The sequence below is a fragment of the Candidatus Ruminimicrobiellum ovillum genome (assembly GCF_002392975.1).
GTDB classification, from domain to species: domain Bacteria; phylum Elusimicrobiota; class Endomicrobiia; order Endomicrobiales; family Endomicrobiaceae; genus Ruminimicrobiellum; species Ruminimicrobiellum ovillum.
The window spans coordinates 223,891-239,421 of record NZ_DGIC01000002.1 but is presented as its reverse complement, the minus strand read 5'-3'; the positions used below and the strand labels follow the sequence as shown (position 1 = coordinate 239,421).

At 31.7% G+C, this 15,531-nt stretch carries 15 protein-coding genes and 2 tRNA genes; 11 read left to right on the top strand and 6 right to left on the bottom strand.

What is annotated here, in order from left to right:
- Positions 1-19: 19 nt before the first annotated feature.
- From B2Y85_RS01080 to B2Y85_RS01070, 3 genes are all read right to left on the bottom strand, one after another.
- Complete coding sequence (locus tag B2Y85_RS01080; protein ID WP_372518624.1) at positions 20-1,384, bottom strand: SLC13 family permease; 1,365 nt, start codon at positions 1,382-1,384, stop codon at positions 20-22.
- A 201-nt stretch (positions 1,385-1,585) separates the two neighbouring features.
- Positions 1,586-2,014 (bottom strand): GatB/YqeY domain-containing protein, encoded by a 429-nt coding sequence (locus B2Y85_RS01075; RefSeq protein ID WP_372518623.1) that lies wholly within the window; start codon positions 2,012-2,014, stop codon positions 1,586-1,588.
- Between the two features lie 126 nt (positions 2,015-2,140).
- Positions 2,141-2,728, bottom strand: coding sequence for a prepilin-type N-terminal cleavage/methylation domain-containing protein (locus B2Y85_RS01070; RefSeq protein ID WP_372518622.1), 588 nt, complete (start codon positions 2,726-2,728; stop codon positions 2,141-2,143).
- A gap of 160 nt (positions 2,729-2,888) precedes the next feature.
- Between B2Y85_RS01070 and nspC the strand changes: the two genes are divergently transcribed.
- The 9 genes from nspC to B2Y85_RS01025 all read left to right on the top strand — a co-directional run bounded on the left by nspC (position 2,889) and on the right by B2Y85_RS01025 (position 10,148).
- Positions 2,889-3,992: a carboxynorspermidine decarboxylase gene (nspC, locus tag B2Y85_RS01065; RefSeq protein WP_372518621.1), complete on the top strand. Its 1,104-nt coding sequence runs from the start codon at positions 2,889-2,891 to the stop codon at positions 3,990-3,992.
- A gap of 16 nt (positions 3,993-4,008) precedes the next feature.
- Positions 4,009-5,244, top strand: coding sequence for a saccharopine dehydrogenase family protein (locus B2Y85_RS01060; RefSeq protein WP_372518620.1), 1,236 nt, complete (start codon positions 4,009-4,011; stop codon positions 5,242-5,244).
- Positions 5,245-5,276: 32 nt separating this feature from the next.
- Positions 5,277-6,734, top strand: a complete 1,458-nt coding sequence (locus B2Y85_RS01055; protein ID WP_372518619.1) for an aminotransferase class I/II-fold pyridoxal phosphate-dependent enzyme — start codon at positions 5,277-5,279, stop codon at positions 6,732-6,734.
- A gap of 22 nt (positions 6,735-6,756) precedes the next feature.
- Positions 6,757-7,104: a TraR/DksA family transcriptional regulator gene (locus tag B2Y85_RS01050; RefSeq protein WP_372518618.1), complete on the top strand. Its 348-nt coding sequence runs from the start codon at positions 6,757-6,759 to the stop codon at positions 7,102-7,104.
- A gap of 21 nt (positions 7,105-7,125) precedes the next feature.
- Positions 7,126-7,467, top strand: coding sequence for an aspartate 1-decarboxylase (gene panD, locus B2Y85_RS01045; RefSeq protein WP_372518617.1), 342 nt, complete (start codon positions 7,126-7,128; stop codon positions 7,465-7,467).
- A 22-nt stretch (positions 7,468-7,489) separates the two neighbouring features.
- Complete coding sequence (locus B2Y85_RS01040; protein WP_372518616.1) at positions 7,490-8,434, top strand: sigma-70 family RNA polymerase sigma factor; 945 nt, start codon at positions 7,490-7,492, stop codon at positions 8,432-8,434.
- Positions 8,425-8,949 (top strand): adenine phosphoribosyltransferase, encoded by a 525-nt coding sequence (locus B2Y85_RS01035; protein ID WP_372518615.1) that lies wholly within the window; start codon positions 8,425-8,427, stop codon positions 8,947-8,949. The genes B2Y85_RS01040 and B2Y85_RS01035 overlap by 10 nt, the downstream gene beginning before the upstream one ends.
- Positions 8,950-9,040: 91 nt before the next feature.
- Positions 9,041-9,114: transfer RNA gene (locus B2Y85_RS01030), tRNA-Arg, on the top strand.
- A 128-nt stretch (positions 9,115-9,242) separates the two neighbouring features.
- On the top strand, positions 9,243-10,148 hold the full coding sequence (locus tag B2Y85_RS01025; protein ID WP_372518614.1) for a Spy/CpxP family protein refolding chaperone: 906 nt from the start codon (positions 9,243-9,245) through the stop codon (positions 10,146-10,148).
- An 82-nt stretch (positions 10,149-10,230) separates the two neighbouring features.
- On the opposite strand, the gene B2Y85_RS01020 is transcribed toward B2Y85_RS01025, so the two are convergent.
- From B2Y85_RS01020 to B2Y85_RS01010, 3 genes are all read right to left on the bottom strand, one after another.
- Positions 10,231-11,994 (bottom strand): YgiQ family radical SAM protein, encoded by a 1,764-nt coding sequence (locus B2Y85_RS01020; RefSeq protein WP_372518613.1) that lies wholly within the window; start codon positions 11,992-11,994, stop codon positions 10,231-10,233.
- Between the two features lie 3 nt (positions 11,995-11,997).
- Positions 11,998-12,327: a DMT family protein gene (locus B2Y85_RS01015; RefSeq protein WP_372518612.1), complete on the bottom strand. Its 330-nt coding sequence runs from the start codon at positions 12,325-12,327 to the stop codon at positions 11,998-12,000.
- A 39-nt stretch (positions 12,328-12,366) separates the two neighbouring features.
- Positions 12,367-12,456 (bottom strand) — tRNA-Ser (locus tag B2Y85_RS01010).
- Between the two features lie 83 nt (positions 12,457-12,539).
- Between B2Y85_RS01010 and B2Y85_RS01005 the strand changes: the two genes are divergently transcribed.
- Together B2Y85_RS01005 and B2Y85_RS01000 are read left to right on the top strand one after the other, a co-directional pair.
- On the top strand, positions 12,540-13,508 hold the full coding sequence (locus B2Y85_RS01005; RefSeq protein ID WP_372518611.1) for a tetratricopeptide repeat protein: 969 nt from the start codon (positions 12,540-12,542) through the stop codon (positions 13,506-13,508).
- 967 nt (positions 13,509-14,475) lie between these two features.
- Positions 14,476-15,531 carry a M50 family metallopeptidase gene (locus B2Y85_RS01000; RefSeq protein WP_372518610.1) on the top strand — a complete coding sequence of 352 codons (1,056 nt, stop codon included), beginning with the start codon at positions 14,476-14,478 and terminating at the stop codon, positions 15,529-15,531.

Sequence of the window (15,531 nt, the reverse complement as noted above, 5' to 3'; positions counted from 1 at the left end):
TCAAAGAAATTTATTCTTTTTATAGATATACTACCCATATATAAATTGTACTTATAACTATTACCATAACCGTCGCGGGAACAGAAACTTTGCAATATCTTGCCCAACTTATAGGATGACCGGACTTTGCGGAAACCGATGTTCCAACAACATTTGCACTTGCACCTATAGGTGTTGCGCTTCCTCCGATATCTGTTCCTATGGAAAGAGCCCAACTCATTGTTGCCAAAGGAATACCGCTTGTTACGGTAAGCGATTGTATTACCGGTATCATAGTTGCAGCAAAAGGAATATTATCTATAAATGCCGATGCTATAGCACTTATCCATATAATAATTGCAATTAAAATATAAGGATTTCCGCCCGAAGTCATTTCAATTAATCGTGCGATAAGTTCAAGAATGCCGGTTTGTTCAAGACCGCCGACAACAATAAAAAGACCCACAAAGAAAAGCAAGGTTTTATAATCCACTCTCTTTATTATTACCGCAAGATGTTTTCCGCTTGTAATAAGAGTGATAACGGCAATAAAAACACCGATTGTCGCTACACTTAAATGCGTTTGTGCATGAGTTATCAAAAGTATAATCGCACAAGCAAAGATTATACAACTTATAATAAAGCCCGTCTTATCGGTAATTGCCGATTCGGGTTTCGGGAATTTTCTTCTGTCGATATGTTGACCGGCTGTAGCATATTCTTTTCTGCAAACGAAATAGAAATAAGCTAAAGTAAAAATTAAACCGATTAATGCAATTATACCGGTATTACACAAAAAGTCCATAAAAGTGTAACCGAGTTTTGAGCCGATGATAATATTTGGAGGATCTCCGCACATTGTGGATGATCCGCCCAAATTAGCACAGAATATTTCAGCAAGTATCATAGATATCGGATTAAAATCCAAAAGGAACGAAAGTTCAACGGTTACCGCAGCTAAAAATAAAATAACCGTAATGGAATCTATAAACATGGAAAGAACTGCAGACAATAACATAAAAGCAATAAAGACAGGAATTACTTTATAATTAACGGCTTTTGCAAGTCTCATACATAACCATCTGAAAAAGCCGACTCTTGCCATACCTTCCACCATTACCATCATTCCGGCAATGAAGAATATTGTTGCCCAATCTATTCCTTTGGAACTTAAATGTGCATTTTTTGTGTACCAAAAACCCAAAGTAAAAACATCTTTAATGTTCAATGTTTCAATTGTTGCCGTGAGTGATTTTTCGCTAAATCCGAATCCTATTGCAAAAACAAAAAGCAATGTTAAACCGCCGCAAACAAGTGTAACCCACTGCCTTTCGAATTTTTCGGTAATTATCAGTGTGAACATTGCAAGAAAAATTATAACTGCAAAAATCTGTGCAAATAACATAATCAATTACATCCTTTCTTCTTCTCTACTATAAATTCAATTACTTACTTAATAATAAAACAATCTTATGAAAAATTTTATTCAAATTTATAATGTACAATGTACAATGTATAATGTCGGTAAAAATTGTAAAGTTTTTTTTTAACAAATGCAAACAAACACATCAACTGTACATTGTAAATTATACATTATACATTGTCGTTACAGAATTTGTTTCAAAATTGCGGATATTCTTTTACCGTCTGCAGCACCTTTAAGAGCCGCAATGGAAGCCTTCATTACAACGCCGAAACTTTTATCTTCGCAAGAAGCAACAACTTCTTTAAGTTTAGCCGTTAATTCTTCGTCGGAAATTTCAGCTGGTAAATAGCCTTCTATTATTTTAAGTTCTTTAGCTTCTTTTTCGGTTAAATCCGCTCTCCCTGCTTTTTCAAAAGTTTCAATAGATTCTTTTCTTTTTTTAGCTTCACTTCTAAGAACTTTTATAATTTCTTCTTCGTTTATTTTAATATTTTTCATTTCTCTTATGTTTATCTCGTTAAGTATTCCCCTGACGGTGTTCAAACTAACCATATCTTTTGCTTTCATATAAGTTTTTAAATCTTCTTTAAGTTTATCAATTGTTGACATATTTTGCTCCTTATTTTTTTATAAATTGTTGTTATTATACAAAATTTAAATAACATATTAAAAATATTTTTAACAAAAAAAGAGCCTGCAAGAAATGCAAGCTCTTTTCAACACTGTATTATATAATTATTTCAAATATATTGTAGGTCCTCCACCCTCACCGATTGGACCATCTATTGGTCCACCACCATCATCATACCCACTGGGATACTCTGATCCAGAAGAAGTAACCATTTCTGTCTTTGACCCATTAGCATATACTTTTGTAGACACTGTATAAATCTGTCCATTATTATCAATATATTTGGCTATGACCAATACATTATCATTACCATCGTTTCCCCAAGAACCACCGGAAAACGTTGTTTTATTTACTTTTTCTAAAGTTTTTGAAGCTTCTGCTGGGGCATCTCCACTATCTCCGTTAACCCAACAATCAAACTCAGTAAAATATTTATTACCTCTTGCATCCATATCAATATTTTTATCAGAATTAACATAACCGCCGCAATCATAAAAATAACCATGTTTCGTATGATAAGCAAGTTGAGCTTTAACCAATCCGTTTACAAGAATTTGTCCTTCGGTCATTTTTGCTTTTTGAACATATCCGCGATATATGGGAACAGATATTACGGACAATATTCCCACTATAACTATTACTATTACCAATTCTACGAGAGTAAAACCTTTATATTTTTTTAATATATGCATTTATTCCTCCTTTTCACATTATACTACTTATTATTATAGCATATACCATAAAAATCAACCACTTTTTTTATGCTTTACAAATTTATATTTTCGTTGCATTTTTTTTGCATATTTTATAAACTTATTCAACTTGATAATTTTATCAATACGGAAAAGTAAAATGAAATTAAAAACACCTTACTATTTTATTGAAGAAAAAAAATTATTGGAAAACATGAAAAAGATTGCTTTTATAAGAGAGCAGTCCGGTGCAAAATTCGTGTTGGCATTGAAATGTTTTTCCACTTGGTGTGTTTTTGATTTGATGTCGAAATATATGGACGGAACAACAAGCAGTGCTTTATATGAAGCCAAACTCGGTTATGAAAAATTCGGTAAAGAAGTTCATGCATATTCCGTTGCTTATCCGAAAGAAGAAATTTTGGAATTAAAAAAGTTTGCCGACAAAATAATTTTCAATTCAATATCTCAACTAAAAAGATTTTATCCGTTAGTAAAAAATAAAAATTTGGGAATAAGAGTTAACCCTAAAATAAGTTACAGCCATTTCGATTTGGCTGACCCCGCAAGAAAGAATTCCCGTTTGGGAGTAATAAACAAAAAAGATATATTAGATAACTTAGATAAAATAAACGGACTTATGTTCCATTTTAATTGCGAGAATGAAGATGCGGATAATTTGGAACAATCTTTAAATTATATCGGCAAGAATTATTCAAAGATGTTGGAAAAAGTCGAATGGGTAAGTTTCGGTGGCGGAATTTATTTTACAAAGGCTGGTTATAATATTGAAAAATTTTGTAAAATATTAAGAGATTTTTCAAAAAAATATAATGTACAAATTTATTTGGAACCGGGCGAATCTTCTATAACAATGAGTGCGAAACTCGTTACATCCGTTTTGGATATTACACATAACGGTAAAAATATTGCTGTAATAGATTCTTCCACGGAAGCACATATGTTGGATTTGTTAACTTATCATACTCCGGCAAAAATGGCTAAACAAAAAAATGCAAAGTATGAATATATTGTTGCCGGAAGAACTTGTTTGGCGGGTGATATTTTCGGAACTTATAAATTTACGAAACCGTTAAAGATCGGTGACAAAATAGTATTTGAAGATGCTGCCGGATACAGTATGGTAAAAATGAATTGGTTTAACGGAGTACCGATGCCGTCCATAGTAGTAAAAAGACTTAACGGAAAAAAAGAATTGGTAAAAAGTTTTACATATAAAGATTTTATCGGTAATTTATCTTGAGGAGGCACTGCTTGAAATGAAAAGAAATGTTTTAGTTATTGGGGCCGGAGCCGTTGCACATGTAGTTTGTCATAAATTGGCACAAAACAATGATGTATTCGGTAAAATGTATATAGCATCGAGAACTTTAAAGAGTTGTGATGCAATTTTAGACAGTATTAAGAAAAAGAAAAATTATAAAAATCCCGATAACGAATTTTCATCAAAGCAGATAGACGTTTTTGATGTTCCCGCATTAATAGATTTAATAAAGCAATTAAATATTTCTATAGTTATAAATGTTGCAAGTGCATTTTGCAATATGTCGATTTTGGAAGCCTGTATTCAAACAGGTTCGGCGTATATCGATACCGCCATTCACGAAGATCCTAAAAAAGTTTGTGAAAATCCCCCCTGGTATGCAAATTATGAATGGAAAAGAAAAGACAGATGTACGGAAAAGAAAGTTACCGCAATACTCGGTTGCGGATTTGATCCAGGTGTGGTAAATGCTTATTGTGCATTGGCGGTAAAACATCATTTCGATAAAATAGCAACAATAGATATTATGGATGTAAATGCCGGAAGTCACGGAAAATATTTTGCTACAAATTTCGATCCTGAAATAAATTTCAGAGAATTTCATAAAGTTTGGACATGGATAGATAATCAGTGGGTACAAAAACCCGTTCATGCGGACAAACTCGTTTATGATTTTCCCGTAGTAGGAGAACAGCCCGTATATTTAACAGGACACGACGAGCTTCATTCACTTTCAAAAAATATTAAAGCAAAATCCATAAGATTTTGGATGGGATTCAGCGATCATTATATAAATGTATTTACCGTATTAAAAAAGATAGGTCTTCTTTCCGAAAAGCCGGTAAAAACAGCGGAAGGTTTGGAAGTTGTTCCTTTAAAAGTTGTTAAAGCCTGTCTTCCTAACCCAAAAACTTTGGCACCTAACTATACCGGCAAAACATGTATAGGTTGTTTGATTAAAGGTAAAAAAGATAAAAAGAATAAAGAATTATTTATTTATAATATTTGTGATCACAAAGATTGTTATAACGAAGTTGAAGCTCAAGCAATAAGTTATACCGCCGGAGTTCCGCCGGTAGTTGCCGCTATGCTTATAGCTAACGGTACATGGGATGTGAAAACTATGGTGAATGTGGAAGAATTGGATCCGGATCCGTTTATTGAGTTGTTGGGCAAAAACGGATTATCAACGGCCGTATTGGAAAATACACCTTCTAAAAAGTTTATTTAGTATTAAAAATATTGTATATTAAAAGGACAGCTATGGACAAACAAAATAAAGTACCAATTTTTGACACACTTTTAGGGCATGCAAAAAGAAATGTTACTTCTTTTCATACACCGGGACATAAAAACGGAAAAGGAATAGATCCCGTATTGAAAGAAGTGACCGGAGACGGTCTTTATAAATTTGATGTAACAGTATTCGACGAAGTAGACTCTCTTCATGATCCTGTAGGTCCGATAAAAAAAGCCGAAGAATTAATGGCTCAAGCTTACGGAGTAAAACATTCTTTGTTCTTGGTTAACGGAACTTCCGTAGGAAATATTGCAATGTTTTTATCCGCATGCGATCCCGGAGATTCCATTATAGTTTCAAGAAGTTCACATAAATCCATAATGGGCGGAATTATACTTTCCGGTGTTTGGCCTATTTGGTTACAACCGACAATAGATCAAAATTTGGACATTATTTTTAATTCAACGTATGAAGAAATAAAACAAGCTCTTGAAATGTATCCTGAAGCAAGAGCCGTGTTTCTTACGAGTCCCACATATAACGGTGTTGCAACAGAAGTTAAAAAAATTGCGGATTTATGTCACAGAAAAGGTAAAATTCTTCTCGTGGACGAAGCACACGGACCGCATTTAAAATTTAATGACAAGTTGCCGATGTCTGCAGTAGATGCCGGCGCGGATTTATGTGTTCAATCCACGCATAAAATTCTTTCTGCACTTTCTCAAGGTTCCGTTCTTCATCATAATTCAAAACTTGTTGATATTAACAGAGTTAAAAAAATCGTTTCAATGTTACAAACAACAAGTCCGCAATATTTAACTCTTGCAAGTATAGATTTAGCAAGAAGACAAGCGGTTTTGCACGGAAAAGAAATGTTCGATAAAGTTATTGAAGCTGCGGAATGGGCGAGAAAAGAAATAAATGAAAAGATTTCCAATATGAGATGTTTAACAAAAGCAGATATAAAAGACAGAAATTTTGATTTGGATTTAACAAAACTTACCATAAATGTTACAAAGACCGGCCTTTCCGGATATGAAGTAGACGAAATTCTTGCAAAAAAATACAATATTCAAGTTGATTGTTCCGATACATTTAACTTAATTGCAATTATGGGTATCGGTTCCGATATGGAAGATGTTCAAAAACTTGTCAGTGCATTAAAAGAAATAAGTAAAAAATATAAAGGAACTCAAAAAAATTGGATTTTAAAAATTCCTTCTCTTGCTACCGAAATGGTTATGACACCGAGAGAAGTATTTTTATCTCACGATATAAAAAAGATTCCTTTGGCAAAATCGGTAGGACATGTTTCCGCTCAAGTATTAACACCTTATCCTCCGGGAATACCTGTTGTTATCCCCGGCGAGAGAATTTCAAAAGAAATTTGTGATTATTTGGTAGAAATGGCATCTAAAGGTATAAGAATCAGCGGTCAGGAAGGCGATGTTTTAAAAATGGTAAAAGTATTTGCAAATTAAAAATATATTATGGAGATTAAAAATGAACAAAAAGTTGTTATCTCAATTTAAAAAAGCCCTTACTCAGAAAAAAGCATCCATAACGAACAAGCTTAATTCAAAAAAAATTAATGAAACAGAAATTGAAACCGGCGGAGATGAAATAGATACCGCTACACAAAGTACGGAAAGAGAAATGCAGTTTGAACTCGGCGGAATAGATAAAAGAATGATGCAGGATATAGATAATGCTTTAGCTAAAATAGAAAAAGGTTCTTTCGGTGCATGTGAATGTTGCGGAGAAAAAATTCCTCAAGCAAGACTCGAAGCAATACCTTGGGTAAGATATTGTAAAAATTGCCAAGAAGAAGCCGAAAAAAATTCAAAATAAGTATTTGGAGACGTTGAGAAAATGAGATTTGTATTAAGTTCTAAAATATTTAGAGCAACCGTAACCGAAGCTAACCTTGAATATCAAGGTAGCATTACTATAGATTCCGATTTAATAGATAAAGCCGGATTATGGGTCGGTGAAAAAGTTTTGGTCGTAAGTAACACTTCCGGAGCAAGACTTGAAACATATGTTATCCCCGGGAAAGCCGGTTCGGGAACGATTTGCATGAACGGAGCTGCGGCTCATTTGATAAAGAAAGGTGAAATTATTATCATAATGGGGTTTGAATTATCGGATAGACCGATAAAAGCAAAATTTGTTTTTGTCGATGAAAACAATAAATGTATAAAACAGTTGTAATCTAAATTAAGGATTATAAAAAATGTCAGACGATTTATTACAGGCTTATTTTAAGCAATTAAAGACAGTAAAACCTGCGACAAAAGAAGAAATTGATAATCTTTGGATAAAAGCAAAAAAAGGTAATAAAAAAGCAATAAAAAGATTGGTTGAGTTAAATTATTGTTTAGTTATACCTATAGCAAAAAGATTCACAAAAAGAGGCGTGGATTTAATGGATTTAATCTCTGACGGGAACATAGGTTTAATGAAAGCCGTTGAAAAATTCGAACCGTCAAAGAATATAAGATTTTCTACATATGCAACATATTGGATAGAACAATTCATAAGAAAATCAATTGAAGACAACTCAAAGACAATAAGAATACCGTCTTATATGTATGATATTATCAACAAATGGAAAAAGATGAGAAGTACATTGATGGCGAAATTAAACAAAGAACCGACCGTAAAAGAAATAGCAAAAAAAATAAAAATTCCGATTGAGCAGGCTGAAGAAATAAACTCAACCATTTATTCGGTTGATAACATTTCTTCCCTTGATGTTGCCATGAGTGACGATTCGGACACTTTGAAAAAAGACAACATCAAAGATACTTTAACCAAAACGCCGGAAGCGATAACCGAAATTATAAGAAATGCACAAAATGTTCAAAAGGCAATAGATTGTCTTCCCGAAAGAGAAGCGGAAGTTCTTAAAATGAGATTCGGGATAAACAATACCCCCACTTATTCTTTAGATGAAATAGGTAAAAAATTCAATTTATCAAGAGAAAGAGTAAGACAAATAGAAATGAAAGCTTTTCAAAGATTAAAAAGTATTTTTTTAAGATTGAAATATGCCGATCCGAAAACAATAGACACATTGGTTTTGGATCAAAGAGGAACTCTGCCGGACAGGAGACAACATAATACGGAAAATTCAAAAGAAAGAAGACGTAACGACAGGAGAAAGGCATGGAAATAAAAGAGGCTATTGTTAAAGCCGTAAGAGATATTCCGGATTTTCCAGTAAAAGGCGTAATATTTAAAGATATTACACCTCTTCTTTCGGATATGTCGATATACAACGGCATAATTGATAATATTGTTGAACAATACAAAAATAAGAATATAACAAAAGTTGCAGGATTGGAATCGAGAGGTTTTATTTTCGGTATATCAATAGCACAGAAATTAAATGTTCCTTTCGTTCCTATAAGAAAAAAAGGTAAATTACCTTACAAAACCGTTTCTACAACTTATAGTTTGGAATACGGCAATTCTACAATAGAAATGCATATTGATGCCGTCAATGAGAAAGATAATGTTCTTATAGTAGATGATTTGCTTGCTACCGGCGGAACATCTTATGCAGCCGTAGAATTAATAAGAAAAATGAATGCAAATGTTGCTGCATGTGCTTTTGTTATAGAATTAACATTTTTAAACGGCAAAGACAAATTAAAAGATATACCATACTCCTCGATAGTACAGTATTAATTTATAATTTATAATGTACAATGTATAATGTCGGTAAAAAATTGCTTTGCAATTTTTGTTTTAAATTGTTAATTGTAAATTGTCGTTAAGTGCCCTGATAGCTCAACTGGATAGAGCAGATCCGTCCTAAGGATAAGGTTGGAGGTTCAACTCCTCTTCAGGGCGAACAGAGCAAAATAAAGTATCATCTCGATTATATAATCCAAAATCAATTATTTCACACACTGTAACATTTTCAAAAAATAACAGTCAAAATATTGTATACGAAATTTTTGCAGTAAAAGGAGATTATTATGAAAAAAAGTACAATGTTGTTAAGTTTGGTAATGATGTTAAGTTTAACAGCTTCAACATTTGCAATGCAGCCTAAAGACAAGAATAAAGGTTGTTTTATTCCCCCGCAACCTCAGCAAAGAGAATTTGTTGATGATGAAATAATGAATGCCTGTGATGCAGATATCGATCAGTCGGAATGTGAACCTTGTGATCAAAAATTCGTGGGGCAAAAAAAGTTCTTCAACAAAAAACCATGGGAAAACAAATTTGAAAAATTAAATCTTACGGACAAACAAAAAGAAGACTTGAAGACACTTAAAGACTCCACAAAGAAAGAAATAATTGAACTTAAAACAAAATGTCAGGCAAAAATAAAAGATTTAAATAATGAACTTTTTAAAGAAAAATACAGTTCAAAAGAAGTCAAAAACATATCTAAAGAAATAAAATCAATATCTTCAAAAATAATAGATTTGAAAGTGGCTAAAAAAGAAGGTATGAGAAAGATTTTAACTTCCGAACAATACAATAAACTTTTCAAACCTAAAACAAAATATGATATGTTGGCAAAAAGGTTAGGTTTATCGGATGAACAAAAAGAAAAATTCATAAAAATTCTTGATACAAAAAAAGAAAAAGAATGTAATCTTACACAACAGTTAAGAGAGAAAGAAAGATTACTAAACGAAGAATTTAACAAAGAAAATATCGATACAAATGCCATAACCAAGTTATCAAACGAAATATCAAACATATCTAAAGAATTGTTGGATTTGGATATAAATACAAAAATAGAATTAAAATCCGTTTTAACTGCCGAGCAATATAACAACTATATAAAGCCTCGCCCTAAACCTGTAAAGCCTGTAAAACCTATAATCTATGAACCGACGGATTTTAATAAAAGCATTGACAAAAAGTAGTTGATGGTCTATAAATAAATATGTCGGGTGTTATGGTCACAAATCCTGCGGGAGAAATCACCATAAATCACCCGACATTTTTTTATTTTTTCTTAAATCTTGTATAATAGCTTCTTCTTGAACCGAATTTCTTTTTGTAATGAAAGCCGTGTGAATCGGTATTATGTCTACTCAAGGATTGAGTTATTATAAGTTTCTGTTTCATTCTTGCATTTCTGTCTTTTTCAACAAAAATATCATTACCGTTCAAATCCTGTTCGGTATAATACATAAGCGTAGAAAAGGTTGACGGTGTCGGAGTAAAAACTTGAACCTGTTCGGGACGAAATTTTAAGTTTTGATTTATAAACAACAACAAATCTTCGGTATCATACAAACTGCAACCGGGATGATCTACCATAAAATAACATGTTAAAAATTGATCTAACGGTTGATTTATTCTGTTAAATTCATTCATAAAATCCAAAAATATCGTCTGTTTGGGTTTTCCCATACTTTCCAATACATTATCTGATGTATGTTCCGGAGCAATTTTTAATTGTCCGGATATATTGTTTTTAGAAAGGTATTCCAAATATCTCTTGCCGTTTTGTTTATCTGCCATTATCAAATCGTGTCTTATACCTGAAGACACAAAAACTTTTTTTATTTTATTGTTTTTAGCAACTTCCGATAATAAATCTACTTGCTTATCATGAGAAAAAACAATATTTTCACAAACTTTAGGATATAAGCATCTTTTATTTTTACAATTACCTGTAGTTCCGTGCACTTTGCATGATATTTTATACATATTTCCGGTAGGTCCGCCTATATCGGAAATATAACCTTTAAAATCGGGTTTTTGAACCAGTTTATTAATTTCTTTTATTATAGATTCTTTACTTCTTGATATTACGGATTTCCCCTGATGAACGGCAATCGCACAAAAGTTGCACTCACCGCAACATCCTCTGTGAGATACTACGGAAAACTTTATTGTTTCCTGAGCTTTCACATTGCCTTGTTTTGCATAATACGGATGAACTTCCCTTGTAAAATCCATATCATAAATTTTATCTAATTCTTCTTGTGTCAATTGCGGTTGCGGCGGGTTATGAATTAAATATCTTATATCATGTTTTTGATTTAAACCTTTAGAATTAACATAAGCGGAATTTACATAAAAAGCTTTAAACATTTCTCTAAATAAAGATTTATCTTGAACACATTCTTCATATGACGGTATATTTATATAACTTTCTTTAGGTGTCTTTGATATATAGCACAAACCTTTTATGTCGTGATAATCTTTATTGTCTCTTAAAGCATATGATAATTCAAGCATAGTTTTTTCTGCCATACCGTAAGCCAGAATATCGGCTTTGGCATCAAATATTAAAGATCTTCTCAATTTTTTATCTTTTATATCATAATGCACTACTCGTCTTAAACTTGCTTCAATTCCGCCTAAAACTATAGGCTTTGTATTTTTAAAATATCTTCTTATAAGGTTTGTATAAACCATACAAGCTCTGTCCGGTCTTTTGTTGTTTATTCCGCCGGGAGTTAAATCGTCTTCATTTCTGAATTTTTCGGTAGCCGTATAATTTGCAACCAAAGAGTCCATTGCACCGGCACTTACCGCCCAATATAAAGAAGGTTCCCCTAATCTTGCTATATCATCACTGTTTACATCAGGTTGAGCAATTATCGCGACTTTAAATCCGTGCAATGTTAACCAGTTACCTATAACGGCACTTCCGTTAAAAGGACTGTCAATGTATACATCTCCCGATATAAGTATTATATCCGGCTTTTCCCAATGCAGTTTATTTATTTCTTCTTTAGTTGTAGGCAGAAACATTTATCACCATTTATGAAATATAAAAAATACGGCAAGAACTATAAAAACAAAACCGACAATATAATTCCATTTCATAGATTCATGCAAATATAAAACGGAAAAGAAAGAAAAAACTACCAACGATATTACTTCTTGTATTGTCTTTAATTGTGCGGCATTAAACTGACCATATCCTATTCTGTTGGCAGGAACCATAAAACAATATTCCAAAAAAGCTATCGCCCAACAAATAAGAACCAACTTCCACAGCTTTATATTGTCAAATTTTAAGTGCCAATACCATGCGAAAGTCATAAAAATATTTGAAAAGCACAACAAAACAATCGTTTTCATATCTGTAAAATGATTTAAATTTAAGAATTGAAACTTCCTTGGCGGAGAGAGAGGGATTCGAACCCCCGGTAAGGAAACCCTACGCTAGTTTTCAAGACTAGTGCCATAAACCAACTCGGCCATCTCTCCATATACTATAAATAAATAATGGAATTCATTATACATTTTTTTTGAATTTGTATCAAGCATATTTATTTTATAAAATTAGATTTATGTTGATAAAAAGAAATTTTATTTTTAGTATAGTTATAACTGTTATATTTATCTCTTTATGCACAGTATATTATGAACAACAAAACAAGAAATATACGATTGACGGATTTATTCATAAAGCTACTCACTATTTTAATAATGAAGAATATATTCAATCATTAAGATACTACAAAAAACTTATTTCTATGTCTGTACCCGACGAAAAAGTTTATATAAATGCGGCAACGGCATTAATCAGAACGGGATATTACCAAAAAGCCGTTGACTTATTATCTAAAATGGAAAAAGAACTCCCTCCCTCTTGCGAGATGTATTATTTACTTGCATATTCCAACTACTTAAAAACAGTTAACGATACAGGTAAAAAAGATTTTAGAACTTCTATAGAATATTTACAAAAAAGTATCGTATTGGATTCGAGAAACAAAGATTCATATAAATTGCTGGGCTCCATTTACGAGCAAAAAAGACAATTTGAATTTGCAAGACAATGGTACAAAAAAGCTTCTATGGAAGACATTGATAATTCCGGTGAATTTTACGGATTTATAGCAAATACATATTTTAAGCAAAGAAGATTCGAAGAAGCCACAAAATATTATGAAAAAGCGTTAAAAGAAAATAAAAATTATATATCCGCATATTATAATATTGCGGAAATATACAAAGAAGAAAGTAACTTTGAAAAATCCGAAGAATATTATAAAAAAGCAATAGAAATAAGCCCCGATTACATTTATCCCTACTATCAAATAGGAAATTTATATTTTGAGAATAATGAATATGCTACGGCTATTGAGTGGTACAAAAAAGCATTAAAAATAGAACCTAACGAACAAAATATTAATTTTTTTACGGGAATAGCCTACAAAAAAATTAACGAACCCGAAAAAGCGGAAGAGCATTTAAAAATTGCGGCTTATTCGGGCAATGATGATGCATTAAAAGAATTAAAAGGAGCATTATAAATTAACAACCATGTTTTATAAACACAAATATCTGTTTTTTATAATTCAATTCATATTTTGTATGATTTTGGTTTATTTTATAAGCCAACAAATTTTTTTGGTGGGTATTATCGGTAATTTTTTTATTGATTCTTTTATTTTGTTTTTATTAATTATTTTTTTGTCTTATATTTTATCAAAGATTATCACTCAATTTTATATTCTTTTTGTTCATTTACTGAAATTTAAAACTTACAGACGTTTTTTTTCTTGGTTTTGCTTTACAATTCTTTGCTATATATCGACTTTTATATTATTTGCACTTTCTATTGAATACTAAATTTTTTCTTTAAATGAAAGGTTATCGTTAATATTACAATTTTATACACTATATCACACATTGCAAAAAATAAAACATTTATAACAACATAATTTTGAATTCCGAAAAGCAATACAAAAACCACTAACATTAACTCCGTAAAACTGCCGAGTTTTGAAAAATTCAAAATAAAAGGCTTACCGTGTTTTTTATAAAAGAAAAAAGCGATTATATATACGGCTGTTACTAAAAAGATTAAAAGAAGTATATTCGGAAAAACATCTCCGATTGTTGTTTCATTGCTTAAGAATATCATTAAAGACAAAAGTATTAAAAAAAATCTGTCCGCACAAAGAATAAAAAGATTATTCTTGTAATAATTTAAACTTATAACGATTATATAAAAAAACAAAATCCATAAAAGATATTCGTTTAATACCGTCATTCGGTTAAACAAAAGACTTACAATAAAACACGGTACAAGATATATAGTTAAACTTTTTTTTAACAGTATCCAAATATTATTAATTTTCTTTTCTCCGGTATTTATTTGTCAAATTAAAAATGGTATAATTTTTCCAACTTAATGATATTTTTTTTTGCAAGATTTATCAACATAAATCTTGTGTTATTGTTTTTTATTTTAAATATAATTAAAGGAGTAATATAATGGTAAGTTTTATTCTTCAACTTCTTGCGGTCATTTTCGGCCTGGGCTTTTTGGTGTTTATACATGAACTCGGACATTTTTCCGTTGCAAAATTTTATAAAGTTAAAGTATTAAAATTTACTCTCGGTTTCGGCAGAGAAATATGGGGTTTTACGAAAGGCGAAACCAGATATTCGATTTGTTTATTTCCGTTGGGCGGTATGGTTGCAATGGCGGGAGAAAACCCCGATGAAGCAAAAGGTGAAAAAGATGAGTTTTTATCACTTCCTTTTTACAAAAAAATTATGATAATTTTTGCCGGACCTCTTATGAATTACATTCTTGCCATAGTTATGTTTGCATTCATTTTTTATTTATGGGGAGTAGCAACAATATCCGACAAATCTTATGTCGGAGCATTGGCAGAAACCGGTTGTGCAAAAACGGCAGGTTTGGAAACTAATGATAAAATCACATATATCGACGGCGTTGAAATAAACGATTGGAATGCTTTACTTGAAAATATAAAAGATAAAGCCGAGCAGGAAATTAACTTAAAAGTTTTGAGAGATGATAAAGAATTAGAGTTTAATTTTGTATTGGATAAAAACCCTGTAACGGGATCCGGTATGTTGGGGATACAACCTCTTATCACAAAAGAAAAATTGCCTTTTTTTAAGACAATTTCTTTTGCCGGTTATACTGTAGTATACCAAACAACTTTTACGTTGCAATACCTGTGGGACAAATTAATAAAATGGGAAAAGCCCGAAGTTGCAGGACCGATAGGTGTTATACAATTTATGGCAAACTCCGCCAAATCCGGTTTTGAAAGTTATATAAGACTCTTAGCTGTTATTTCCGTTGCTTTAGGACTTTTCAATTTACTTCCTATTCCTATGGTTGACGGCGGAATGATAGTTTTGTTTTTATTGGAAGGTATTATAAGAAAAAAAATAAGCACGAAAGTAATAGCTATATATAACTACATCGGTTTAGGATTAATATTATTAATATTTTTATTTGCCACATACAGCGATTTAATAAGATTAGGATTAGGAAAATTGTTCAAATAG

Coding starts and splice junctions, on each gene's coding strand:
- B2Y85_RS01080 (WP_372518624.1), bottom strand. CDS start 1,384: ATGTTATTTGCACAGATTTTTGCAGTTATAATTTTTCTTGCAATGTTC.
- B2Y85_RS01075 (WP_372518623.1), bottom strand. CDS start 2,014: ATGTCAACAATTGATAAACTTAAAGAAGATTTAAAAACTTATATGAAA.
- B2Y85_RS01070 (WP_372518622.1), bottom strand. CDS start 2,728: ATGCATATATTAAAAAAATATAAAGGTTTTACTCTCGTAGAATTGGTA.
- nspC (WP_372518621.1), top strand. CDS start 2,889: ATGAAATTAAAAACACCTTACTATTTTATTGAAGAAAAAAAATTATTG.
- B2Y85_RS01060 (WP_372518620.1), top strand. CDS start 4,009: ATGAAAAGAAATGTTTTAGTTATTGGGGCCGGAGCCGTTGCACATGTA.
- B2Y85_RS01055 (WP_372518619.1), top strand. CDS start 5,277: ATGGACAAACAAAATAAAGTACCAATTTTTGACACACTTTTAGGGCAT.
- B2Y85_RS01050 (WP_372518618.1), top strand. CDS start 6,757: ATGAACAAAAAGTTGTTATCTCAATTTAAAAAAGCCCTTACTCAGAAA.
- panD (WP_372518617.1), top strand. CDS start 7,126: ATGAGATTTGTATTAAGTTCTAAAATATTTAGAGCAACCGTAACCGAA.
- B2Y85_RS01040 (WP_372518616.1), top strand. CDS start 7,490: ATGTCAGACGATTTATTACAGGCTTATTTTAAGCAATTAAAGACAGTA.
- B2Y85_RS01035 (WP_372518615.1), top strand. CDS start 8,425: ATGGAAATAAAAGAGGCTATTGTTAAAGCCGTAAGAGATATTCCGGAT.
- B2Y85_RS01025 (WP_372518614.1), top strand. CDS start 9,243: ATGAAAAAAAGTACAATGTTGTTAAGTTTGGTAATGATGTTAAGTTTA.
- B2Y85_RS01020 (WP_372518613.1), bottom strand. CDS start 11,994: ATGTTTCTGCCTACAACTAAAGAAGAAATAAATAAACTGCATTGGGAA.
- B2Y85_RS01015 (WP_372518612.1), bottom strand. CDS start 12,327: ATGAAAACGATTGTTTTGTTGTGCTTTTCAAATATTTTTATGACTTTC.
- B2Y85_RS01005 (WP_372518611.1), top strand. CDS start 12,540: ATGTTGATAAAAAGAAATTTTATTTTTAGTATAGTTATAACTGTTATA.
- B2Y85_RS01000 (WP_372518610.1), top strand. CDS start 14,476: ATGGTAAGTTTTATTCTTCAACTTCTTGCGGTCATTTTCGGCCTGGGC.